A 22,636-nucleotide genomic window follows, 5' to 3' on the forward strand; every position below is an offset into this window, starting at 1 on the left:
GAGACCATGAAATTGAAGACCGCCATGCTGGCTGCAGCCCTAGGCCTTGCCGCAACGCCGTTTGCCGCGCAGGCGCAAATGCGCGCGCTATCCGATCCGGTGGTGCCGCACCCCGATCCCGAAAGCCTGTTCACCAGCGACGATCCGTTGCTTAACCGCAACAAGCAGACAGCCCTGCATATCCAGCGCAACTTGCTCAAATGCAACGAGTGGAGCCGCGCGGGCGAATGGATGACCGATGCCTATATCCAGCATAATCCGGTCGCCGCCTCGGGGCTCGAAGGCGTAATCTACTACTTTACCGAAGTTGCCAAGCGCCCGCCGCTCGATCCCTGCCCTGCACTATCGCCGGAAGATCCGAATGGCGTCGTCGCGGTCCAAGCCGAGGGCGACTACGTGACGATCCTCACACGCCGGATCGTGCCCTATGCCGACGATCCCTCGCAAAGCTACACCACCACCTGGTTCGACACTTGGCGCTTCGTCGATGGCAAGGCCGACGAGCACTGGGATCCGGCCACCCTGCCCACCACCGCGCCTCCGCAAGCGGCCATGCTTACGCCCGAAGCTGCCGCGCAGCAGTTGGCGGACCGCAGCGCCATCGAGCAGCTGATGTGGGATTATGTCCGCGCAATCGATACCTGGGATGCGGATGCCTATGTGGAGGTGTTCACCCCGAACGGTGCCTTTGGCGAGACCCAGGGCCGCGAGGCGCTACACCAGATGGTCACAGCGATGGAGGCCGAACGGGCCGAACGCGCCGCCAAGGGAGAGGCAGTTCCCCCGCTCCATCACGTGATGAGCAACCAGACCATCACCTTCGTCAGCCCAACCCAGGCTGTCGTTCGCTACTACTGGCAGACAGTGTCGCGCGGTTCCCCGGATGGTCCGCGCCCTGAAATGCTTGCGCAAGGCTGGGGCCGCGACGAAGTCGTGAAGCAGGGCGACACGTGGCTGATCGAGAGCCGCAACGTCGCGCCCGATGCGGAAACCGACTAAGCATCCAGACGCTACGCACAAATACAAAAGGGGCGCCCCGCGAGGCGCCCCTTTATCGTTTGGCCGCTGGTGGCCGTCAGATCAGGCGACGGTCGCCTTGACGATCACGCCGGGCTCGCGCGGCGGCTCACCCACGGGCAGTGCATCGACATGCTCCATACCTTCGATCACTTCGCCCCAGACCGTGTACTGGCGGTCAAGGAAGCGGGCGTCGTCGTTGCAGATGAAGAACTGCGAGTTGGCCGAGTTCGGATCGTTGGTGCGCGCCATCGAGCACACGCCGCGCTTGTGCGGAGCGTCGGAGAACTCCTGATCGAGGTTTGGCTTGTCCGAGCCAGACATGCCGGTGCCGGTCGGATCGCCGCCCTGAGCCATGAAGTTCGGGATCACGCGGTGGAACACCACGCCGTCGTAAAACCCTTCCTTGGCCAGTTCGGTGATGCGGGCAACGTGGTTGGGCGCAAGGTCGCTGCGCAGCTTGATCTTGACGTCGCCGCCTTTGCCATCGCCGCAATCGAGCGTGAAGGTGAGCGTTTCTTCGGACATGCAGATATCTCCTCGTGGAACTTGGCCGCCGATATAGGGGCGCTGCACACAATGTCACCCGGAGTCTGCCCAAGCGCCCCGCATTAGCGCGAAGGCGCGCTTGCTTTTGCGCTGCGCTGCAATAGACCGGCCCCGATGGCCGATTCCGAACTTCTCGATCCTGAAGGCACCGCGCCCGCGCGCGAAGAAGGCGAGCAGTTCGACGAGGACAACCGTCTAAAGCCCGAGTTCGTGCGCGATGTGCGCGATGCGTTGGCGGCAGAGGACGAATCCGCCGCCTACGAACTGGTCGAGCCGCTGCACCCGGCCGACATCGCCGACCTGCTCGAACTGCTTGCGCCCGAAGAGCGCCGCGCGCTCGCCAGCGCCATCACCGACCTGATGACGGTCGAAGTGGTCGCCGAACTCAACGACTACGTCCGCGACGACATGGTCGAGGCGCTGACCGCCGCCGCCGTCGCCAATATCGCCGATCAGCTCGATACCGACGATGCGGTACAGCTGATCGAAGACCTCAACGACGCCGATCAGCAAGCCATTCTTGCCGAGATGGCCCCGGAAGGCCGCGCCGCTATCGAAAGCGCGCTGGCCTACGAGGGTGAGACCGCAGGCCGTTTGATGCAGCGCGAGCTGGTCGCCGTGCCCGAGCATCTGACGGTTGGCGACCTGATCGACTACATGCGCGACAACGAGGACTTGCCGACCGAGTTCTGGGAAGTGTTCGTGGTCGATCACCGGATGCGGCCACTGGGCACTTGCCAGCTCTCATGGATTTTGCGCACCCCCCGCCACATCCCGCTGACCGATGTGATGAAGCGTGACCAGACGCTGATACCGGTTGATATGGACCAGGAAGAGGTCGCGCTAAGGTTCCAGAAGTATGCGCTTATCTCCGCCGCGGTGGTGGATGAAGGCGGGCGACTGGTCGGCCAGATGACGGTCGACGACGTGGTCCACATCATTCAGGAAGAGGCGGGCGAAGACGCGCTTCTGATGAGCGGCGCGGGCGAAGGCGACATCAACGAGCCCATCCGCGATGCCTATTCGGCGCGCGTGCGCTGGTTGATCGCGAACCTTGGCACAGCGTTGATCGCCAGCCTTATCATCGCCGCCTTCGGCGCTGCGATTGAACGGCTGGTGGCGCTGGCAGTGCTGATGCCAATCGTCGCTTCGATCGGCGGCAATGCGGGCACGCAGACGATGGCAGTCACCGTGCGCGCCATTGCCACCAATCAGCTCACCCAGTCGAACACCGCGCGCATTTTGTGGCGCGAGACGCGTGTGGCACTGCTCAATGGCGCCACAGTGGCGGCGCTGATCGGGATCGCGACGGCGGTGATTTTCACACCCCAGCTTGGCGTGGTGATCGGCGTGGCGGTGATCATGAACATCATCACCGCAGGGCTGGCTGGTGTGTTGGTCCCCGTGATGTTCGAACGGCTCAATCAGGACCCGGCGGTGGCCTCTAGCGTGTTCGTCACGATGATTACCGATTCGATGGGCTTTTTCGCCTTTCTCGGGCTGGCCGTGGCGGCAGGCTTGGCGGGCTGAGGCTAGCGCCCTATCTTTCTCCTATGCCGCTGCACATGACCAAGATCGCCTATCGCGCCCAGTCTTTGCGCGATCTGGAAAGCAGGTTCGCTGGCCCCAGCCCCGAACGGCGCCTGCGCACCCGCTATCTGCCCAAGCGGCATGAGGAAATGAAGGGGGGCTCGCTTTACTGGATTTACGACCGCGCGATGGTCGCCCGCTCCGCCATTCTCGGCTTCGAGGAGCGGCCCGACGGGCATTGGGACATCGTGCTCGAAAACCGGCTACATATGGTCCATCCCAAGGCCAAGCGGGCGCATCAGGGCTGGCGCTATCTCGCCGATGAAGATGCGCCAAAGGATCTTGTTGAAGGCGAAGTCGCGGGCGATGTGCTGCCCGGCAAGCTGGTCAGCGAATTGAGCAAGCTGGGCCTGGTCTGATTACGGAACATCTCCCCACCCCCATCCATTGGTAGGGAAAGGAGAAATTTTATGACCAAGCGGCAATCGCTCCACCCCGACAACGATCTGATCGACGCCATGCAGGAAGGGGAAACACCTTCGCAGGGCAGCCGCAGCGGCGGTGAGGTCAATCGCCGTGTAGGTACGCGTGACGAACTGGCCCGCGCGACCGATCCCGATAACCGCGAGCCAGCCACCGGGCAGGACAACCCGAGCGAAGATGCGAAAAAGGGTCCGAAGACTCGCCACGAAATTCAGCAGAAGCGGAACGACGGCTAAGCGATAGTTCGCCTGTGGCGGCGCTGCTCAGGCCATCGCCTCCATGCTGGCGATTTTTACCAGTGCCTCCCGATATTGCGCAGGCGGTGCCGCGCCTTGCAGGATATACTTGCCCGCCACCACCATGGTGGGGACAGAAGTGATCTGATTTTGCGCCGCGCGCCGTTCCTCCATCCGCACAGCCTCTGATAGCGCAGGATCGTCCAGCGCTTCAGCGGCCGCGGTGCGATCGAACTCCTGCGCTTCGGCAAGATCCAGCAGCACCGCACGGTCAGAAATGTTCTGGCGCAGCTGGAAATATGCCCGAAACAGCGCCTGCTTCAGCGCAACCTGCCGTGCCGGTTCGGACACGGTCAGCGCCCAGCGTAGCAGCTTATGCGCATCGTGGCTGTTCCAAACCATGAGCACCGGCTCTTCGCCTTCGCCCTGCCAGGTCATGGGAAAGCCCGCCTCTTCCCCTGCCTGTTCGACGTGGCGGCGCATTTGTAACACATCGGCCGGGCTCTTGTTGTAGGCCTTGGCGAGCAGATCTATCTGGTTGTGGCCTTCAGGGGCCATGTCCGGGTTTAGCTCGAAAGGCATGAAGCGGATCGTCACATCGAGCTCGCCCTTGAGGCTGTCCACCGCGCTCAGAAACTGCGCAGTGCCGATGGCGCACCAAGGGCACACAACGTCGGACCACACATCAACCTCTATCTCGTCTGCCATCATCCTCGCTCCAGCCACCAGTTGAGAAGATGCCGGGCAATAGCCGTTGGCGGCGGGGGAAGGAAAGGCTTGTCCTCGTCGGGCACGGCGCGATCCATAGCCATGTCCACCTCGGCGCGGGTAAACCAGCGCGCTTCGGCGATCTCGGTTTCGTCGATAGTCAGCGCGCGCGACTGTGCCATGGCGTGGCAGCCCAGCATCAACTGGCTCGGGAATGGCCAAGGCTGGCTCGCGATATAATTTACATTGGTTACTGTAACGCCGACCTCTTCAAGCACCTCGCGCGCTACGGCCTGTTCCACACCCTCGCCCGGCTCGATAAAGCCGGCAAGCGCGGAATAGCGCCGCTCGGGGAAGTTCAGCCCCCGCCCCAGCAGCAGATCGCCATCGTGCTCAACCAGCATGATCGCCACCGGATCGGTGCGCGGGAAGTGTTGAGCAGAGCAAGCGCTGCAATTGCGTTGCCAGCCGCCCTTGGCAAGCGCCGTCGGCGCTCCGCAATTGGCGCAGAAGCGGTGCCGCGCGTGCCAGTCGACCAGACTGCGCGCGCCGCCGTAAATGGCAAGGTCCCTTGCCGGCAGCAGCGATAGCGCCTCCCAGGCGGGCCGTTGTTGATAGGCGGGCCGGGTGTCGCCTGCCTCGGGCACAGCGGCAAACAGCGGCGCGTCGCCATCAAGCCCAAGGAAGACTACTTCGGCAGCTTCGCCAAACTCGCCCCATGTCAGCCCGCTGTCGTCGCCAAGTACCGGGCTCAAGCCCTCCATCGCAAGCAATCGCGCCAGCGGAGACGCGCGCAGCTCGGCAAGCCGCTCCGGGTTGGCGCGGGCGTGGTCGTCGCGGTTCAGGCCATGCTCGCAGAAGGCAAGGCTCATCGCGCCATGGCCGCCGCATCCGCCGCCACGGCCAGCGGGAATGCACTCTGCATTTCCATGTCGGCAGGCATGTACTGGGTCATGAACGTTTGCCTTAGCCCGGCCTTCATATGGACGAGCCCAGCCGTGCCCGCCGCGCCGAACCAGCCGAACAGGCCCGCCGTCTCGCCCATGCCGACCATCCCTCCGGCGCCGAAGCCAAACGCCCGGCCGCCGCTCGAAAAACCGCCGTCGGGCGCTAGTGTATCAGGAAACAGGTTGCTGGTGCCGAGCCGCACGGCAGGCTCGCTCATCACGCGGCGGCCCTCGATCTCCCCGAAGCCCGCCAGCATCATCAGGAACCGATCATAATCGCGCGGCGAGGATACCAGCCCGGCCCCGCCGAAGGGAAATGCCGGTTGGTCGAGATAGACCGAATTGTCAGGCAGATCGACCGGCAGCGGTTGGCCATCGAGCAGGAAGTAGTTGGCCGTAAGCCGCGCCTTTTCGCTTTCCGGCACGCGGAACCATGTGCTCGACATGTCGCAGGGGTCGAAGATGCGCTCCTGCAGGAACGCGTCGAAGCTCATCCCGCTGACAACCTCGATCACCCGGCCCAGGAGGTCGAGCCCGACCGAATAGGACCAGTGCGTACCCGGCTGATAAACTAACGGCATAGTCGCGAGACGGTCGGCAAAGACTTCGAGACTGGGCGCAGGCGGAGAATTGAGCCCGCTTGGCACTTCCAGCCGCGAGACCTGCGCAGGGTTCAGGCCGTTATCGGCATAGGCCTGCGCAAGCGGTCCCTGCTGGACAATGGAATAGCCCAGCCCCGCCGTATGCGTGAGCAGATGGCGAATGGTGATCGGGCGCACTGCGGGTTCGAGATTGTCCTCGGTGATCGGCCCGTCATAGGCCTTCTGTACACTCATCTCGGCAAAGACGGGCAGGATGTCAGCCACCGGCTGGTCAAGCGAGAGCAGGCCTTCTTCGATCAGCATCATCGCGGCCATCCCGGTGATCGGCTTGGTCATCGAATAGATACGATAGAGGCTGTCGGCATCGGCGCGGATACCGCTGGTAAATGTGGTGTCGCCCTGCCCCAGATATTCCGGCGGGGCCTGCCCCCAGCCGAGCGCCACAACAGCGTTTGGCGACCAGCCACGAGCGACGAAATCGCTTACGAGCCGGGTCACACGCGGCCATTGCGCGCTGGCATCCTGCGCCAAGGCGGCCTGCGCAAAGGGAGCCCCGCCAGCGAGCGCGCCTGCACCCAGCATGGCACCTCCACGCAGCAGCGAGCGGCGGGAAATATCGAAATGTGCGGCTGACCGGACCATTGCTCTGCTCCTCTTTCAGGCAAGTTCTGTGCGATGGGTAAGCCGAGCCAGCGCAGGCGGCAAGCACCAAGGCTGAAGGGGTTGAACGACCGTAGTGTGTTAGCTATCTAAAACACATGTTTAATCTGCTTTCGATCCTGATCGGCCTTGCATCGCTGCTGATCGTCATTCCCTCGCAAATCCCGCTGCTCGGCTGGGGCAACTGGGTGGCCTTGCCGCTCGTAGTGGTGGGTATCGCTTTCGGCGCGCTGTCGAGCACCAACGGTGGGCGCAACTTCTGCCTGATAATCTTCGCCGTCGCCGTGGTGCGGCTGATGCTGGGCGGCGGCGTGATCTAGCGTTCCGCCAGCGCCAGCGCGGCAGCCTTGGCGAACAGCGTGGGGAGGCCCGCCTCGTCGAGCCGGTCGAGCGGCCACCATTCGCCGTCTCCCTCAGGCTTGGGATCGGTGCCCGCATGGACCGCGAGGCCCATTTCCAGATGAAAGTGGGTGAAGCTGTGCCGAACCACTCCCCCCGCACGCCAAGCGCCTGAAACCGGCGCCATGCCCGAGCCATCGCCGCGCGCCGACCAGCCGTCGTCGGGCAAAGAGCGCATCCCGCCGAGCATCCCCTTAGCCGGACGCGTTACGAGCCAGACGGCGCCCTCGCGCTCGATCCAGAAGGCCGTGCCAGACCGCGTGGGCTTGGCCTTTTTCGCGCCCTTCACCGGCAATCGCGTGGGATCGCCCTCCGCACGCGCGGCGCAGATCGCCTGCCACGGGCACAGGATACACTGCGCCTCACGCGCCCGGCATAGCGAACTGCCAAGGTCCATCATCGCTTGCGCGAAGTCGCCTGCGCGCTGTTCGGGGGTGATGGTATCCAGAGCGGCGCGAATAGCCTTCTTCGCACCGGGCAAAGGTTCCTCGATCGCAAACAGCCGCGCCACCACGCGCTCGACATTGGCATCGACCACCAAGGCGCGGCGCTCGAAGGCAATCGCGGCGACAGCGGCCGCGGTATAGTCGCCCAGACCCGGCAGCCTGCGCAGTTCCGCCTCGGTGGTCGGAAAGGCGCCCGCCTGCGAAACTTCCCGCGCCGCCTTCACCAGATTACGCGCCCGCGAATAGTAGCCAAGCCCGGCCCAGGCCGCCATCACCTCATCCTCGGGCGCGGCGGCCAGTGCGGCCACATCGGGCCAGCGGGTGGTGAACTTCTCGAAATAAGGGATGACGGCGGCAACCGTGGTCTGTTGCAGCATCACTTCCGACAGCCACACGTGGTAGGGATCGGGCAAAGGCGCGCCGGGGCGTGCGCGCCACGGCAGATCGCGGGCGTGGCGGTCATACCAGTCGAGAAGGAGGTCGGCAGCCCTATCGCGCATGGCCATGCTATGGCATGACCGGCGCAATCATGGAACGCGACGATCCTCCCAAACCCGGTAAAACTACGGGCAAAAGCGGTAAGAACCCCGCCACGCGCGCTTACCACCGCCCGCGTGGCGGCCCGGCGCGGCAGGTGTCGGACCTCGTGCCGCAGATCGGGCGCGCCGCCTTCCGCCGCTTCGGCTTCGTCCAAAGCTCGGTGGTGACGCGCTGGCATGAGATCGTGGGCGAACACCACGCCAAAGTCTGCGCGCCCGAGAGCATCCGTTTTCCGCCCGGTGAAAAGGCGGAAGGGATGCTCAACCTCGTGGTGGCACCGGGTCATGCGCCGCTGATCCAGCACGTGATCCCCGAGATTATCGAGCGGGTGAACCGCTTTTTCGGCTATCGCGCGGTGGCGCGGGTGAAGATGCGGCAAGGTAAGGTTCAGCCCCCTTCTGCTCAGGCCGCGCGGGGTGGTCCGCCATCGCTCAAGCCGATTCCGATGGAATTGGGCGACAGCCTGCGCGATATTGGCGACCCTGAATTGCGCACCGTGCTCGAATCGCTGGCACGCAGCTTCGGATCGGAAGAGGACGAGACAACGTGATGAAATATTCCCTGATTGCGCCCATGATCGTGGCCAGCGCCATGGTGGCAAGCGCGCCCGCCGCAGCGCAGGATTGGACCGCACAGGTCGCTCCGACCGAGCGCGGCTATCTGATCGGCAACCCCGATGCTCCGGTGCAGCTCATCACCTTCCTCAGCTACAGCTGCCCGCACTGCAAGACGTTCGAGCAGGAGGCCGATGCGGAGCTGAAGGCCGATTATATCCACGACGGCAGCACCTCGGTCGAAGTGCGCCCGGCTATCCGCAACGTCCTCGATCTGTCGGCCACCCTGCTCGCCACTTGCGGGCCAAGCGACCGCTTTCTCGGCAATCAAGAGGCCTTCTTCGCCACGCAAGGCGAATGGCTCGGCAAGGCCCAGCAGATCACGCCAGAACAGAAGGAACGCTGGCAGAGTGCTACTATCGGGCATAGACTGAAGGCGATTGCCAGCGACCTTGGCTTTTACGAGCTGATGGAAGCGCGCGGCTACACAGAGGGCGAGCTTGACGCCTGCCTCACCGACGAGGCGCGCGCGGAGACGGTCGTGAACAATTCGGAGGCCAGTCGAATCGAATATCCATACCCCGGCACACCCAGCTTCGTGGTCAACGGCACGCTGCTTGATGGCGTATTTTCATGGGCGGCGCTCAAGCCCGAGCTTGTTACCGAATAATAACCACCGGCCGCGGTGGACAACCCTGTGCAAAAACCGCGTTGCCGCGCCGGTCTGCGCGCTCTAGCGGTTTGACAGACCGCCTTCGGGCATTAGCCTCTTTCCTTGCATCCGAAACGGGAACCGAATTCGATGACCAAACCGAGCCTATTTCTCCGCGCCGCGCTGGCGCTTCCCCTTGCCCTGGTGCTCGCCTCCTGCGGCGAAGAGGCGACCGATGCCAGCGCGCTCGAAGGTGAGCCGGTCGCGGCGGTCGACGCTCCCGACGGCGCGAGCTGGAACCAGACGGTAGCGCGCACCGACAAGGGCGGATGGCTGGTCGGCAATCCCGAAGCGCCGATCAAACTGCTTGAATATGGCTCGCTGACCTGCCCGGCCTGCGCTGCCTTCTCGGTCGACGGCTCGGCCCAGCTGCACGAGAAATATATCGAAAGCGGCCGCGTCAGCTACGAGTTCCGCTCGGTGCTGATCCACGGCATTGCCGACCTGCTGCTCACGCGGATGCTGGAATGCGCCCCCAAGGAAGCGGCCGTGCCGCTGGCCGATCAGGTCTGGGCGAACCTTGAAGGCGTGCTGGCGGGCTTCCAGAACAATCAGGCCGCACTCGAACAGGCGATGAACCTGCCTGACGACCAGCGCTACGTCGCCATGGCGCAGGCCAGCGGGGTGACCGATTTCTTCGCCGCGCGCGGGATCAGCACCGAACAGACGCAGGCCTGCATGGCCGATTCCGCCGCGATCGAGGCGCTGGCCGAAAGCACGCAGGCGGCCGCCACCGAAGATAACGTCAATTCCACCCCGACCTTCTTCCTCAACGGGCAGGAGCTGCAAGACCGCAACTGGGTGAGTCTGGAGCCTGCGCTGCAACGCGCCGGCGCCCGCGACCAGTAAGCGCGGGGGCGCAGGCGCGGCGGGCATGGAAATCCGCAAGCTCAGGCTGAGCGGTTTCAAGAGCTTCGTCGAGCCTGCCGAACTGCGCATAGAGCCGGGGCTGACGGGTGTGGTCGGCCCCAATGGCTGCGGCAAGTCCAACCTGCTTGAGGCGATCCGCTGGGTAATGGGCGAGAACTCGCCCAAGTCCATGCGCTCAGGCGGGATGGAAGACGTGATCTTCGCCGGCACCGAAAGCCGCCCTCCGCGCGATTTTGCCGAAGTGGTGCTCGACGCGCGCGACCACGCGGGCGAAGAGCTGGTAGTGACCCGCCGGATCGAGCGCGGCGCGGGCAGCGCCTACCGCGTGAACGGGCGCGACGTGCGCGCGAAAGACGTTGCGCTGGTGTTCGCCGATGCCGCGACCGGGGCCCATTCGCCCGCGCTCGTCTCGCAAGGCAAGATCGCGCAGGTAATCGCCGCCAAGCCCGCCGAACGCCGCATGATGCTGGAGGAAGCGGCCGGGATTGCGGGCCTGCACGTGCGGCGGCGCGATGCCGAGAACAAGCTTCGCGCGACCGAAAAGAACCTCGAACGGCTAACCGACCTAATGGCCGGGCTCGACAGCCAGATCGCCAGCCTGCGCCGTCAGGCCCGGCAGGCCGAGCGTTATCGCGAATTGAGCGACCAGATCCGCGTGGCCGAAGCGCGGCTGCTCTATGCCCGCTGGCGCGATGCCGCCGAGGCAGCCGAGGCGGCGCGTAAGGAGGCGAGCAGCGCCGACGCCCGCGTAAGCGAAACGCAGGTGGCAACGTCCGAGGCGGAAAAACACCAGCGCGAGCTGGCCGAAAAGCTGGTCGAACTGCGCGATGAACTGGCGGACCGGCGCGACGATGCCAGTGCGCATGGTCACCGCATGGCGGCGCTCTCGACCCAGCTCGAAGCCGCCGAACAGCGGCTCAAGGATCTCGACCGCCAGCAGCAGCGGCTGGAGGAGGACCGCTTCGACGCCGACCGGATGACCCGCGACGCCGCCGAGGCATTGAAGCGGCTCGAAGCCGAGCTGGCGGAAGGCGAGAAAGCGCTGGCGACGGATGAAGAGCGCCGTCCAGCCTTCGCCCGCGATGTCGAGCGGACCGAAAGCGCCGGCCGCGCCGCCGAACTCGCGCTGGCCAAGGCCACTGCCGACAATGCGGGCGTAGAGGCAGATTGGCGCGTGGCTGAGGCCGAACTGGCGCAGGCGCGCGGGCGGGTCGAGCGGTTGCAAAGCGAGGCTGCACGACTCGAACAGCAACGCTCGGCGCTCGCCGGGGAGAGCGATCCGGAGGCAGAACTGGACGCAGCAAAAGCGCGCGCTGAGGAAGCGCGCGCGGCGCTGGGGCAACGGCGCGAGGCGCTAACCGCCGCGCAGGAGCGCAAGGACGATCTCGCCGAGGCCCGCGATGAAGCGGCCTCGGCGCTCTCATCGGCGCGGGCCGAGTTGGCCGGTGTCGAGCGCGAATGGCAGGCGCTCAACCGCGACCGCGAGGCGCGCACGAAGCAGCAGGCGGGGCGCAAGGGGCTGCCCGCCGCGCTCGACCGGGTCTCGGCAAAACCGGGCTACGAACGCGCACTCGCCGCCGTGCTCGGCCGCGATGCCAAGGCCCCGCTCGGCGCGCCGGAGGAGAGGGTGGAGGGCCGGTTCTGGGGTGGCTCGCCTGCCCCAGCGCCGGTCGCCAACTCGATTGTCCATCACCTCGGCCAAGTGCCCGAGCAGCTCGCCGCCCGCCTCGCGCTGGTCCACTTTGCCGAGAGCGACGATGGCCGCGGGCTTTCACCCGGCGAATGGCTGGTCACCCGCGACGGCGCGTTGCGCCGGTGGGACGGCTTTGTCGCGCGCGGCGAAGGCGCTGCCGAGGCCGCGCGGCTGGAAGCAGACAACCGCTTTGCCGACCTCGACGCGCAACTCCCGGCGCTGCGCGATGCGGCGGAACAGGCCGAAACCGCGCAGGCCGAAACGCAGGAGGCCTTGACGACGCTGCAACGCGAGCTGGTGGCGATGGAGCGCGCGGTGGGCGAGGCTGTCGAGGCTGAACGCTCAGCCCTGCGTGCACAGGATCAAGCCGAGGCGCAGCGCGAGCGGCTCGCCCTACGACGGGCCGAATTGGCCGAAGCGGGAGCCGATCTGGCCGAACGGATGACGCAGGCCGAAGCCGAAGTCAGTTCCGCAAAGGAGCGGCTCGGTGAGTTGCCCGATCCGGCAGAGGGGCGCGCCGCGCTCGAAACCGCGCGCGCGAAGAACGAGGCTGCGCGCGAAGCTCAACAAGCCGCGCTGGCCGCGCTAGCCGCGCACGACCAAGCGCTGGCCGTAGGGCGCGAGCGCGTCTCGTCGCAACGCGCCGATATGAAGAGCTGGCAAGTGCGCGCGGGCGATGCGGCACAGCGGCTTGCCGGAATGGAAGCGCGGTTCGAGGAGATCGCCGAAGAACGCGCCATTGTCGCTGCCAAGCCAGCCGGGCTGATGCGCGAAATCGAAAGCGGCGAAGCGGTGCGCGAACGGCTCGGGGCCGAGCTGGCCAAGGCCGACGAAGCCGTTGTCGCCGCCGACCAGCAGGCCCGCGAAGCAGACGCCCGCCTGCGCGAGGCGACCGAAGTGCTCGCCGCCGCCCGCGAACGGCGCGCCGGGGCTGCCGCAAGGGCCGAAAACGAAGAAAGCCGCCGCGAGGAGATGGCGCGCCAGTCGGGTGAGCGCTTTCAATGCCCGCCGCCGCTGCTGGCCGGTAAGTTCGGTTTCGAAACTGCGGCAGTGCGTAACACCGCGCAGGAAACCGAGGACCTGGAGAGGCTGGCCGCCAGCCGCGAGCGGATCGGTCCGGTCAACCTCGTCGCCGCCGACGAACTGGTGCGGATCGAGGCCGAGCACGGCACCAGCGCCGAGGAGCAGGCCGAACTCGCAGAGGCGGTCAACCGTCTGCGCGCCTCGATCGGCAACCTCAACCGCGAGGGCCGCGAGCGCTTGCGCGCCGCCTTCGAGGAGGTGAATGAGCACTTCCAGCGGCTGTTCACCCGCCTGTTCGAGGGCGGCAAGGCGCACCTCGCGCTGATCGATTCGGACGATGTGCTGGAGGCAGGTCTCGAAATCTACGCCCAGCCACCGGGCAAACGGCTGCAGTCGCTGAGCCTGCTTTCGGGCGGCGAGCAGGCATTAACCGCAACCGCGCTTATTTTCGGGTTGTTCTTAACCAATCCGGCACCGATTTGCGTGCTCGACGAGGTAGACGCGCCGCTCGACGATGCCAACATCGATCGCTTCTGCGACCTGCTGGTGACGATGACGCAGGAAACTGCCACGCGCTACCTTATCGTGACCCACAATGCGGTCACGATGAGCCGGATGCACCGCCTGTTCGGAGTCACCATGGTGGAACGCGGCGTATCGCGGCTAGTCAGCGTGGATTTGGGCCAAGCTGAACGGTTGGCGGCGGAGTAGGTTCAGTCGTTCTGGTCGCGCAACTGGCCGATAACCTTGCGCATGGTGGCAAGGAAAGCGGCCTCCTCTTCAGATGATAGCCCACTCAAAGCTGCCGCATTGACTGCTCCCGCAGCGGCAATGGCCTGCTCTCTCTTGGCCTGCGCCAGCGGGGTAAGCCGGATGCGCTGAACCCGCCCATCGTGCTCGTCCTGCTCACGCCGTATCAGGCCATCGCGCTCCATCCGGGTCAAGGTGTTCGCTACAGTAGCCTGTTCGATGTCGAGCCGTTCCCGCAATTCCTTCTGCGTCAGCCCATCGCCTTCCCATAGTTCAAGCAAGGCGGGAAAGGCACCGGTCGTCATCCCGGCGGGATTAATCTGCTTTGACAGGGCGCGCGCAAACAACCGTGCCATATGGTTGACGAGATAGCCGGCAGAGGTGTCTTTCGAGAACGCCATGTCGCGCCTCCTATACTTTCATAGCTGGCTATGCAAATATATAGCTAGCTATATTGATTCGGAGAACGCGCATGTTTCGTCTCGTCCATCCCCTTGCCGGGCTACTCGCCCTCGCAATCATCTGCCTATTCTGGACCGCGACTGTAACTGTCGAGCTACTCGGCACTTCCGCCCAGGTCGCTGCTGTGAAGGGCGCCATTCCGTGGGGGTTTTTGATTCTCATCCCCGCTCTGATCGCCATAGGCGGTTCGGGTGAGCGACTCGCGCGCGACAGGCGTGGCCGGCTCCTTTCCACCAAGCAGCGGCGCATGAAGGTGATTGCCGCCAACGGTCTGCTGGTGCTGGTTCCCTGCGCATTGTGGCTCGCGGCAAGCGCCGCACAAGCGCGCTTCGATAGCCTCTTCGTAGCTGTTCAGGGTCTCGAGCTTCTTGCAGGCGGGCTAAATATCGCCTTGCTATCGCTCAATTTTCGCGATGGTTTGCGCATGACGCGACGGTGGCCTGCGAAGTGACAGCGGCCGATGATCGGTGCGGCCTTACTTCACCGCAAACCAGATGACGTGGCGCGGCCCCTTGCCGTTGCTTCTTGCCCGCACGACCTGCTCGTCGACCTCGAACCGCGCCCGGCGCAGGCGCGCGGTAAAAGCCGGATCGGGCGCTGCGGACCAGATGGCAAGCACCCCGCCCGGCTTCAGCGCCCGCTTCGCAATCTGCAAGCCTTCGCGCGAATAGAGCCGCCCGTTGTCGTCGCGCACCAAGCCATCCGGCCCGTTGTCGACATCGAGCAAGATCGCATCGCAGCTGTTCGGGCGAATGCCCGCTATGGCCTCGGCCACGTCGGCCATGTGCAGCATCACGCGGGGGTCATCGAGGCAGCCGGTGGTCAGTTCGGCCATCGGGCCCTTCGCCCAGGCGATGATCTCGGGCACCAGCTCGGCCACGGCCACCCGTGCGTCCTTGCCCAGCACTTTCAGCGCCGCGCGCAGCGTAAAACCCATGCCATAGCCGCCGATCAGCCATTGCTGGTCGGGACGCCCCCTGAGACGCTCAGCGGTGACTGTTGCCAGCGCTTCTTCGGAGCCTGACATGCGGCTGTTCATCAGCTCGTTGCGGTCGAGCTGGATCATGAAATCGGCGCCGCGGCGCATCAGGCGCAATTCCGCGCCGCCGGGCACTTGCGCCGTATCGAGGTGTTCAAGCGGGATCATCGCCCCGCCCTAGCCCCGCTTCGCGCCCTTTGGCCAGAGCCTTAGCGCGAAGCCACCAACAGGCGTCCGTTAAGCGGCTGAGCGGGGCGCGCATTGTCGTGCATGATCGCGCGCAACTGCGCCATCTGCGCTTCGCTCGCCTCGACCGGCTTCGCCGCTACATGCCAGTTCACCCCTTCGGTGCAGGGCGGCGTCGTCAGCGAGCCCATATAGCGATAGACCGAAATTCCAGGCTCACCGTGCGGGAGCAGCTTTGCGGGGTCGAACACCACATCGGCCTGCTCGATCGGCCCGCTCTCCGCCTGGGGCGCCGCGTCGATAAGCTTTTGCAGTTCGGCATTGAATGCGCCCCAGGTGAAAAGCACGCCGAGAACCGCAAGCTCACCGGTGTCGCTCGCATGGACGAAGTGCGCCTCAAGCGGGAAATGGCGGCGGTTGAGCGTGTGTTCGGACAGGGCGTGAAAATGCATCTGCATCAGGCGGAAGGTCTTGGTGCCGCTCTGCATGGTGGAGCCGCCCGGCACATTTGCCTGAACGGTGTGCCCATTGTTGAGGATCGTCAAAGGTGCCGCGTGATAGCTGGTCGACACGCTCACCGCCCCGGTTGTGTTGGCCTCACCAAGATCGACCGGCGATTGCATGGTACCAGTCGCGCAGATCGAAAATGTCGGATCCAGATCGCCCCAGCGGGCAGCGCCGTGTTCGCCCTCATAAGCCCATTCAGATGCCCAGGCTGACGAGCACACGATCATCGAACTGGCCACAAGTGCGGCCTGCAAATGCTTAATCACCTTGAACTTCCCCCTTCTTTGCGCGCCACTGCATAGGCAAAGAGAGGAGAAAGTTGCTTGGGAGCAATCTACGCAGAACTACTTGGCTTCGGGCGGTATCCAGTCAGGCAAAGGATCGATCACTGCATAGCTTTCCTTGCTCGGCTTGCCATCCAGCGGTGGCAGCTCGATCACCGGGCGCGGAACTTTCGATTCGGGGATACGGTCGATCAGATTGCGGATCAGGGTCAGACGGCCCTGCTTCTGATCGTTGAAGTCCACCAGCGTCCAGGGCGCGTTTTGCGTATGCGTGGCGCGTAACATCGCCTCGCGCGCCTGGGTATAGCCGTCGTATCGTGCGCGGCTGGCGACATCGATCGGCGAGAGCTTCCACCCCTTAAGCGGATCGTCGCGCCGCTCGGCGAAGCGTTCCTCCTGCTTGGTCTGATCGGTCGTCAGCCAATATTTGACGAGGATGATGCCATCGTCGGTGAGCAGTTTTTCAAAGGTCGGCGTGGCCTGGAGGAAGGCATCCACCTCGTCCTCGCTGGCAAACCCCATCACCCGCTCGACCCCGGCGCGGTTGTACCACGAACGATCGAACAAGACGATTTCGCCTGATGTCGGCAGATGCTCGACATAACGCTGGAAATACCACTGCCCGGCCTCGCGCTCAGTCGGTTTGCCGAGCGCCACGGTGCGGACATGGCGCGGGTTGAGATGTTTGCGGATGGCGGCAATCACGCCGCCCTTGCCCGCGCTGTCGCGCCCTTCGAACAGGACCACGATGCGCGCGCCGGTGTCGGCCACCCAGCGCGCGAGATCGACCAGCTCGCGGCTCATGTGTTTGAGCGCGTGCTTATACTCCTGCTTGCCGAGCTTGCTCAATCCGGCGGCCTAATCGAGCACCATGCGCGGGCCGGTGCCGGTCCTGCCCATGCGGTCGTCCTTGTTGTAGAGCTGACACTTGTCGAGACTGAGGCAGCCACAGCCGATGCAGTCGTCAAGCTTGGCGCGGGTGCGGGTGAGGAGCGTGATCTTCTCGTCGATCGCCGCGCGCATCCGCTGCGAGAGCTGCCGCCAATCGAGCACTGAAGGCGTGCGCCCCTGCGGCAGGCTGGCGAGCTGTTCTTCGATCTCTAGCAGCGAGAGGCCAAGCTTCTGCGCGATCAGCACGAAGCTGACGCGGCGAATGTCCGAGCGCAGGAAGCGGCGCTGGTTTCCGTTGGTACGGAACGACCGGATCAGGCCCTTGTCCTCGTAAAAACGTAAGGCCGAGACGGCCACGCCCGTGCGCGCGGCCAGTTGGCCGATGGAAATGACGTCGTTCTTGGTGACGCTGGCACCCAGCTGATGGGCTGGCGCCGATACTCGTGCTGCTGTTTCCACTATTTGCAGACCCTCTGTCGAATCACGATTGACCTCAAGTTAACTTGAGGTGGTATCCCCGGCAAGAGTTGATTCGGAGGACCAAAATTGGCAGATTTCAGTACATCTCACCGAGAGGCGCATATTTCTCACCGTTCAATAGCGAATGCGAGAATCGAACATGTCAATCTCACCGTAAGTAATATCCACCGGTCCGCAAGCCTGTTCAAGGATCTTTGCGGCTGGGATAAGCGCTGGCAAGGCGAGGCGATAAACGGCGGAACGTCTATGCACGTGGGGTCGCAAGACGCTTATCTTGCGCTGTACAGCGACGGCGGCAACCATAGCGGCCAGCCAAAGGGGCGGCCGCTCAACCATGTCGGCATCGAGGTAGAGGATCTGGAGGCGGCCGAGCAGGTAGTCCGGTTCCACGGCCTCGTCCCGTTCGACCACGCCGACTATGAACCTGGCCGAAGGTTTTACTTCTTCGACTGGGACGGGATCGAGTTCGAGGTCGTCTGCTACCAGTAGGCAGCCAGCGCTCAGCGGGGCGGCCTAGAAGCTGTTGGCCTCGTAAAGTCGGTTGATATCGCCGCCCCATTCACCCGCGAACTTCTCCAGCAGCGCTTCGGCCGGCACCTTGCCGCGCTCGACGATCTCACGCAGCGGATCGAGGAAGCCGCTCTCGTTGTCGCCCATCGAGTTGCTGCGCCCGCGCGCAACGAGGCCAGCATGAGCGATCTCGAGCACTTCGCGCGACAACTCGCGCAAAGTGCCTCCGCCCGGCACCGGAGCCGCCAGCCCCTGCGCCGGGACCGCGTCGCGCAGCGCCTCGCGCTCTTCCATGGTCCAGTGTTTGACCAGATCCCACGCCGCATCGAGCGCGGTCTGGTCGTAAAGCAGGCCGACCCACAGCGCAGGCAGCGCGCAGATACGGTTCCACGGCCCGCCATCGGCACCGCGCATTTCGAGGAAGCTCTTCAGACGCACTTCAGGGAAAGCCGTGCTGAGGTGGTCCTCCCAGTCGGACGCGGTCGGCAATTCACCAGGAAGCACAGGCAGCTCGCCCTTGAGGAAATCGCGAAACGACTGGCCCGCCGCATCGATATAGCGGCCATTGCGGAAGACGAAGTACATCGGCACATCGAGCATGTAATCGACATAGCGCTCGTAGCCGAAGCCCTCGTCGAACACGAAGGGCAGCATACCGGTGCGCTGGGGATCGGTGTCGGTCCAGATGTGGCTGCGATAGGAAAGGAAGCCGTTGGGCTGGCCCTCTGTGAAGGGCGAATTGGCGAACAGCGCCGTGGCGACCGGCTGCAAGGCAAGGCCCGTGCGGAACTTCTGCGCCATGTCGGCCTCGCTCGAATAGTCGAGGTTCACCTGAATGGTGCACGTCCGCAGCATCATGTCGAGACCGAGATTGCCCACCCGCGGCATGTGCTGCTTCATGATCTCATAGCGCTGCTTGGGCATGATCGGCAGCTCGTCGCGCGCCTTGTCGGGCCACATGCCGAGGCCGAGGAAGCCGACCCCGAACTTCTCGCCCACCGCACGACACTGGTCGAGATGGCGGCCCGTTTCGGCGCAGGTCTGGTGGAGGCTTTCGAGCGGCGCGCCCGACAGTTCGAGCTGACCCGCCGGTTCGAGGCTGATTGTACCATCGGAGCCTGACATTGCGATCACGTCTGGCGTGCCGTCAGGCCCTTCCTCGATCACCGGCTCCCAGCCGAATTCCTGCATGGCCAGAAGGATATCGCGGATGCCGCCTGGTTCGTGATAGCTCGGGGCGGCCTTGTCGCTGCGGCGATAGACGAGCTTTTCATGCTCGGTCCCGATCCGCCAACGCGCGGCGGGCTTTTCGCCTGCCTGCATCGGTTCAATCAATTGTGCGCGGCTTTCAATCCGCGGTTCATCTGCTCCTGAAGCCTTACGCGTGCTCATTATCCGGCCCCTAGCGCAAAAGTGGCGCTGTGCCAGCGCTCAATTCGATCTGCCGCTTCATGCCCAGTCCCCCGCAAGCCCCATGAACAGGGCACTGGCCGCGATGGCGGCGGTCTCGCCGCGCAGGATGCGCGGCCCGAGCGAGATGGGTTGTGTTTGTGGCAAGGCAAGGACTGCCGCGCGTTCGGCCTCGTCAAATCCGCCCTCCGGCCCGATCAGCAAGGCGGCAGGGCCTTGGTGTTGTGCGAAAGCTTGAGCGGCAGGCGGGCCACCCGTCTCGTCGGCGAAGAACAGGGTGCGCTCGGCAGGCCAGTCGCACAGCAGGGCATCGAGTTTCGCGGGTTCGGCCAGCTCGGGCAGGGCTGTGCGCGCGCATTGCTCAGCGGCTTCGACGAGGATCGTGCGGGCGCGCTCGGGGTTGAGCTTGTCGGCCACGCAGCGGCGCATGATCACCGGTTGCACCCGCGCCGCGCCCAGTTCGCTGGCCTTTTCGAGCACGATGTCGAAACGGTCTTTCTTAAGCAGCGCGGGGCAGAGCCAGAAATCGGGCACCTGTTCGCGCGGGCGGAGCATCTGATCGGCCACCAGCGTGACCTCGCGCTTGCTCGCAGCCTCGACACGCGTGGCCCATTCACCTGTCACATCGTCACACAAGATCACCGCGTCGCCCACATTTACGCGCATCACACGCCCGAGATAGTGCGCTTGTGGGCCATCGATAATCACCTGCGCGCCCTCGCCCAGCTCCTGCGTGACGAACAGGCGCGGCGCGCTTCTGGGCGGCCATGCGGGGGTTTTGGGGGAATGCTGATCGGCCATTGTCTCACCCTATAGGAAGGGTGTAGCGCCAGCGCCATGGCCGATGACACCGCGACTGGCGATACCCTCACCCCCGACAGCGAGCATCGCGGCCTTGTCGCGCTCTTGCCCGCCGCCGCACGCGACTATGCGCTGCTGGCAAGGTTTGACCGCCCGATCGGCTGGTGGCTGCTCTACTGGCCCTGCGCCTGGGGGTTGCTGCTGACGGGCGCGCCGTGGTCGATGCAATGGCCGCTGTTGTTGTGGACGCTGCTCGGCGCGATTGCGATGCGCGGGGCAGGCTGTGTTTACAACGACATCGTCGATGCCGAACTTGATCGGCAGGTGGCGCGCACCGCCAGCCGGCCCGTGGCCTCTGGCCGGGTCAGCAAGGGCGCGGCCTGGATCTGGCTGCTCATTCTGGCTGCGGTCGGGCTGGTGGTGCTGTTGCAACTGCGCTGGCAGGCGCAGCTCGTGGCGCTCGGCTCGCTGGCGCTGGTGGCGGCCTATCCGTTCATGAAGCGGATCACCGGCTGGCCGCAGGCGTGGCTGGGGCTGGTGTTCACCTGGGGCGTGCCGACCGGCTGGGTGGCGCTGCGCAGCGACGGGCTTGAGGTTATGGCCGCACTCTATGCCGGGGCGATGCTGTGGTGCATCGGCTATGACACGATCTATGCCCTGCAGGACCGTGAGGACGATTCGCTGGTTGGCATCCGCAGCTCGGCGCTGACCTTGGGAAGCAAGGTCAAGGCGGGCGTGGTCGGGTTTTATGCTGTCGCGGTGGCCTTGTGGGCGCTCGCCTTCTGGCTGCTGCGGCCCGATTGGTTGGCCCTGCTCGCGCTGGTGCCGGTGGCCGCGCATCTGGGCTGGCAGGCACTTAGTCTCGATCCCAGCGATGCGGCCAATCCGCTGGCGCGCTTTCGTTCGAACCGGTTTGCGGGATTGTTGCTGGCGTTGGCCTGCTTTGTGGTGGGCAACGCCTGATGCCAGCCCCGGCCCGCCTCCGCTCATCCTGAGCGGACTTATGGGTGGGATCGTTCCACCAACCGCCGACGTGGGTTCAGCCGCTTAAACAGACGTGTCAGAGGCGCGGTGATCGCGCCGTGTTCACTCATCCACGCGTGGTATTCGCGGTACTTGGCGTCTTCACCCAACAGATGTGCCTCCTCGGTCTTCGCGCGCCAGTAGTAGATCGCGCTTACCAGCCCCAGGAACACGGTGTTGCGCACCGCATCGGTTAGCGAATTGCTCGTCACCAAAAAGGGCAGCACCGAAAACCACCAGAACGCATTCTTCGAGAGATAAGCCGGGTGGCGGGTGAAACGGTAAGGCCCATGGGTCAGCACGCCGCGATAGGTGAGGTTCGAAAAGCGAATGCCGAAAGCGACCGTCGCCCAGGCATAGACCGCCGTCAGAAAGATCAGCCAGCAGGCCCAAGCCCAGAGCAGCGCGTCATTGCCTTCAAACCAGTGCCCCCAACCCGAGGTGTTATATTCGTACTGGATCGCTCCGCCTGCGCCCATGAAGCCATAGACGAACGGCGGATAGCACAGCAGCGCCGCCAGCCAGCCTGCGAGAAACGGATTGCCCGATCGGATATGTGCATCGAGCGGCCGCATCGTGAGCAGATAGCCCACGGTGCCGATCTGCACATCGATCACGAACAGAAATTCGAACATCAGCAGCCCGAAGCGGACGGGATCGCGAACGGCATCGCCGATATTTGCCTCGACCACGTGGGCGAAGCCGAAAGGCAGAATCGAGATCATGAAGGCCGAGAAGAAGCCCTTGATCGCCCAGGCGCGCCAGTGCTTCTTCACCTCGGCCATGTCGTAGGCCTCGCGCCCGATCAGCATCGCGCCGAAGTGCCAGGCATGGTCGCGCGGTCGGATCATCACCCGGTCGAGCATCACTACATAGGGCACCGAAAGGATGAACATGGGGATTATGAAAGCGCCGATCACTTCCATCGCGAAGATATACTGGCCCTCCCAGTACCAGCGGCCGAGGTAGTAGACGAAACCAATCACCGCCCAGGTGGCCCACAGGCCCGCCAGCTTGGTTATCGAAGTATCGATGGTCTCTTCTAGGGGGCGCTTGTTGGCCCAGTCGATACCGGTGGACGGACGGCGGTGGACCTTCTCGACCACGAGCGACCAAGTGGCCATGGCAAGCCCCGTCAGCATCATCGTCAACAGTGCCGCACTAGGGCCGGAGAGCGGGCCACGGTCAGCGCCGATGCCCACAATTGGCCCGATGGTGGGCCATGCCCGCGCGATCAGAATACACGCAACCAGAGTGGCAAGGCCGACCAGCCCAACGCCAGTCGAAACGTCACTGGCAGGCCGATGGTTGGGCGATGTGGCGGCGGTGCTCATGCCGCCGCCTTAAGCACAGGAGGGTTAACGGCGCGATAAATGCGCCGCCC

The 22,636-nt window shown here is 64.6% G+C and carries 25 protein-coding genes; 12 read left to right on the forward strand and 13 right to left on the reverse strand.

Features of this window, described 5'->3' with window-relative positions; genetic code table 11:
- Positions 1-6 precede the first annotated feature (6 nt).
- Positions 7-999, forward strand: a complete 993-nt coding sequence (locus E0473_RS04635; protein ID WP_137679643.1) for a nuclear transport factor 2 family protein — start codon at positions 7-9, stop codon at positions 997-999.
- An 81-nt stretch (positions 1,000-1,080) separates the two neighbouring features.
- Here E0473_RS04635 and E0473_RS04640 read toward each other — a convergent pair whose 3' ends face one another.
- Positions 1,081-1,545, reverse strand: a complete 465-nt coding sequence (locus E0473_RS04640) for a peptidylprolyl isomerase (protein WP_137679644.1) — start codon at positions 1,543-1,545, stop codon at positions 1,081-1,083.
- A gap of 135 nt (positions 1,546-1,680) precedes the next feature.
- Here E0473_RS04640 and mgtE point away from each other — a divergent pair, with 135 nt between their 5' ends.
- Genes mgtE through E0473_RS04655 form a run of 3 tightly spaced genes read left to right on the forward strand, consistent with a single transcriptional unit; the run spans position 1,681 to position 3,815 of the window.
- Positions 1,681-3,096, forward strand: coding sequence for a magnesium transporter (mgtE, locus tag E0473_RS04645; RefSeq protein WP_137679645.1), 1,416 nt, complete (start codon positions 1,681-1,683; stop codon positions 3,094-3,096).
- 23 nt (positions 3,097-3,119) lie between these two features.
- Positions 3,120-3,515: a DUF1489 family protein gene (locus tag E0473_RS04650; RefSeq protein ID WP_137679646.1), complete on the forward strand. Its 396-nt coding sequence runs from the start codon at positions 3,120-3,122 to the stop codon at positions 3,513-3,515.
- A 51-nt stretch (positions 3,516-3,566) separates the two neighbouring features.
- Positions 3,567-3,815: a hypothetical protein gene (locus E0473_RS04655; RefSeq protein ID WP_137679647.1), complete on the forward strand. Its 249-nt coding sequence runs from the start codon at positions 3,567-3,569 to the stop codon at positions 3,813-3,815.
- A 27-nt stretch (positions 3,816-3,842) separates the two neighbouring features.
- On the opposite strand, the gene E0473_RS04660 is transcribed toward E0473_RS04655, so the two are convergent.
- Genes E0473_RS04660 through E0473_RS04670 form a run of 3 tightly spaced genes read right to left on the reverse strand, consistent with a single transcriptional unit; the run spans position 3,843 to position 6,714 of the window.
- Entirely contained in the window at positions 3,843-4,526 is a 684-nt protein-coding gene (locus tag E0473_RS04660) for a DsbA family oxidoreductase (protein WP_137679648.1), read from the reverse strand.
- Positions 4,523-5,395 carry an NAD(+) diphosphatase gene (nudC, locus tag E0473_RS04665; RefSeq protein ID WP_137679649.1) on the reverse strand — a complete coding sequence of 291 codons (873 nt, stop codon included), beginning with the start codon at positions 5,393-5,395 and terminating at the stop codon, positions 4,523-4,525. The genes E0473_RS04660 and nudC overlap by 4 nt, the downstream gene beginning before the upstream one ends.
- Complete coding sequence (locus E0473_RS04670; protein WP_137679650.1) at positions 5,392-6,714, reverse strand: serine hydrolase domain-containing protein; 1,323 nt, start codon at positions 6,712-6,714, stop codon at positions 5,392-5,394. Before E0473_RS04670 ends, nudC begins: the two co-directional genes overlap by 4 nt.
- 116 nt (positions 6,715-6,830) lie before the next feature.
- Between E0473_RS04670 and E0473_RS04675 the strand changes: the two genes are divergently transcribed.
- Positions 6,831-7,052: a hypothetical protein gene (locus E0473_RS04675; RefSeq protein ID WP_137679651.1), complete on the forward strand. Its 222-nt coding sequence runs from the start codon at positions 6,831-6,833 to the stop codon at positions 7,050-7,052.
- Here E0473_RS04675 and E0473_RS04680 read toward each other — a convergent pair.
- Positions 7,049-8,077: an A/G-specific adenine glycosylase gene (locus E0473_RS04680; protein ID WP_137679652.1), complete on the reverse strand. Its 1,029-nt coding sequence runs from the start codon at positions 8,075-8,077 to the stop codon at positions 7,049-7,051. The genes E0473_RS04675 and E0473_RS04680 overlap by 4 nt on opposite strands.
- Positions 8,078-8,091: 14 nt before the next feature.
- Here E0473_RS04680 and E0473_RS04685 point away from each other — a divergent pair, with 14 nt between their 5' ends.
- From E0473_RS04685 to E0473_RS04700, 4 genes are all read left to right on the forward strand, one after another.
- On the forward strand, positions 8,092-8,667 hold the full coding sequence (locus E0473_RS04685) for a DUF721 domain-containing protein (protein ID WP_421721774.1): 576 nt from the start codon (positions 8,092-8,094) through the stop codon (positions 8,665-8,667).
- Positions 8,667-9,341 (forward strand): thioredoxin domain-containing protein, encoded by a 675-nt coding sequence (locus E0473_RS04690; protein WP_137679653.1) that lies wholly within the window; start codon positions 8,667-8,669, stop codon positions 9,339-9,341. The genes E0473_RS04685 and E0473_RS04690 overlap by 1 nt, the downstream gene beginning before the upstream one ends.
- 132 nt (positions 9,342-9,473) lie before the next feature.
- Positions 9,474-10,232: a thioredoxin domain-containing protein gene (locus E0473_RS04695; RefSeq protein WP_137679654.1), complete on the forward strand. Its 759-nt coding sequence runs from the start codon at positions 9,474-9,476 to the stop codon at positions 10,230-10,232.
- Between the two features lie 25 nt (positions 10,233-10,257).
- Positions 10,258-13,680: a chromosome segregation SMC family protein gene (locus tag E0473_RS04700; protein ID WP_137679655.1), complete on the forward strand. Its 3,423-nt coding sequence runs from the start codon at positions 10,258-10,260 to the stop codon at positions 13,678-13,680.
- A 2-nt stretch (positions 13,681-13,682) separates the two neighbouring features.
- Here E0473_RS04700 and E0473_RS04705 read toward each other — a convergent pair whose 3' ends face one another.
- Positions 13,683-14,120, reverse strand: coding sequence for a MarR family winged helix-turn-helix transcriptional regulator (locus E0473_RS04705; RefSeq protein ID WP_137679656.1), 438 nt, complete (start codon positions 14,118-14,120; stop codon positions 13,683-13,685).
- 71 nt (positions 14,121-14,191) lie between these two features.
- Here E0473_RS04705 and E0473_RS04710 point away from each other — a divergent pair, with 71 nt between their 5' ends.
- A complete protein-coding gene (locus tag E0473_RS04710) occupies positions 14,192-14,632 on the forward strand; it encodes a hypothetical protein (RefSeq protein ID WP_137679657.1) in 441 nt (146 codons plus the stop codon).
- Between the two features lie 24 nt (positions 14,633-14,656).
- Here the strand turns inward: E0473_RS04710 and E0473_RS04715 are convergent, their stop codons facing one another.
- The 4 genes from E0473_RS04715 to soxR form a co-directional block, all read right to left on the reverse strand.
- Positions 14,657-15,328 (reverse strand): spermidine synthase, encoded by a 672-nt coding sequence (locus E0473_RS04715; RefSeq protein ID WP_137679658.1) that lies wholly within the window; start codon positions 15,326-15,328, stop codon positions 14,657-14,659.
- Positions 15,329-15,369: 41 nt separating this feature from the next.
- The gene (locus E0473_RS04720; protein WP_137679659.1) at positions 15,370-16,119 is read right to left on the reverse strand and encodes a carbonic anhydrase; all 750 of its coding nucleotides are present in this window, start codon (positions 16,117-16,119) and stop codon (positions 15,370-15,372) included.
- Positions 16,120-16,197: 78 nt separating this feature from the next.
- Positions 16,198-16,986, reverse strand: a complete 789-nt coding sequence (gene ppk2, locus E0473_RS04725) for a polyphosphate kinase 2 (RefSeq protein WP_137679660.1) — start codon at positions 16,984-16,986, stop codon at positions 16,198-16,200.
- Between the two features lie 9 nt (positions 16,987-16,995).
- Positions 16,996-17,487: a redox-sensitive transcriptional activator SoxR gene (soxR, locus tag E0473_RS04730; RefSeq protein ID WP_241657329.1), complete on the reverse strand. Its 492-nt coding sequence runs from the start codon at positions 17,485-17,487 to the stop codon at positions 16,996-16,998.
- 87 nt (positions 17,488-17,574) lie between these two features.
- On the opposite strand from soxR, the gene E0473_RS04735 reads away from it, so the two are divergent.
- The gene (locus E0473_RS04735; RefSeq protein WP_338325087.1) at positions 17,575-17,997 is read left to right on the forward strand and encodes a VOC family protein; all 423 of its coding nucleotides are present in this window, start codon (positions 17,575-17,577) and stop codon (positions 17,995-17,997) included.
- Positions 17,998-18,021: 24 nt separating this feature from the next.
- Here the strand turns inward: E0473_RS04735 and E0473_RS04740 are convergent, their stop codons facing one another.
- Complete coding sequence (locus E0473_RS04740; protein WP_137679661.1) at positions 18,022-19,410, reverse strand: glutamate--cysteine ligase; 1,389 nt, start codon at positions 19,408-19,410, stop codon at positions 18,022-18,024.
- Between the two features lie 57 nt (positions 19,411-19,467).
- Complete coding sequence (locus tag E0473_RS04745) at positions 19,468-20,229, reverse strand: 16S rRNA (uracil(1498)-N(3))-methyltransferase (protein ID WP_137679662.1); 762 nt, start codon at positions 20,227-20,229, stop codon at positions 19,468-19,470.
- 36 nt (positions 20,230-20,265) lie between these two features.
- Here E0473_RS04745 and ubiA point away from each other — a divergent pair, with 36 nt between their 5' ends.
- Positions 20,266-21,192 carry a 4-hydroxybenzoate octaprenyltransferase gene (ubiA, locus tag E0473_RS04750; RefSeq protein ID WP_137679663.1) on the forward strand — a complete coding sequence of 309 codons (927 nt, stop codon included), beginning with the start codon at positions 20,266-20,268 and terminating at the stop codon, positions 21,190-21,192.
- Positions 21,193-21,230: 38 nt separating this feature from the next.
- Here ubiA and E0473_RS04755 read toward each other — a convergent pair whose 3' ends face one another.
- Positions 21,231-22,586, reverse strand: a complete 1,356-nt coding sequence (locus E0473_RS04755; protein WP_137679664.1) for a methyltransferase family protein — start codon at positions 22,584-22,586, stop codon at positions 21,231-21,233.
- Between the last annotated feature and the right edge of the window lie 50 nt (positions 22,587-22,636).

Source organism: Aurantiacibacter suaedae (assembly GCF_005434915.1).
GTDB classification, from domain to species: domain Bacteria; phylum Pseudomonadota; class Alphaproteobacteria; order Sphingomonadales; family Sphingomonadaceae; genus Alteraurantiacibacter; species Alteraurantiacibacter suaedae.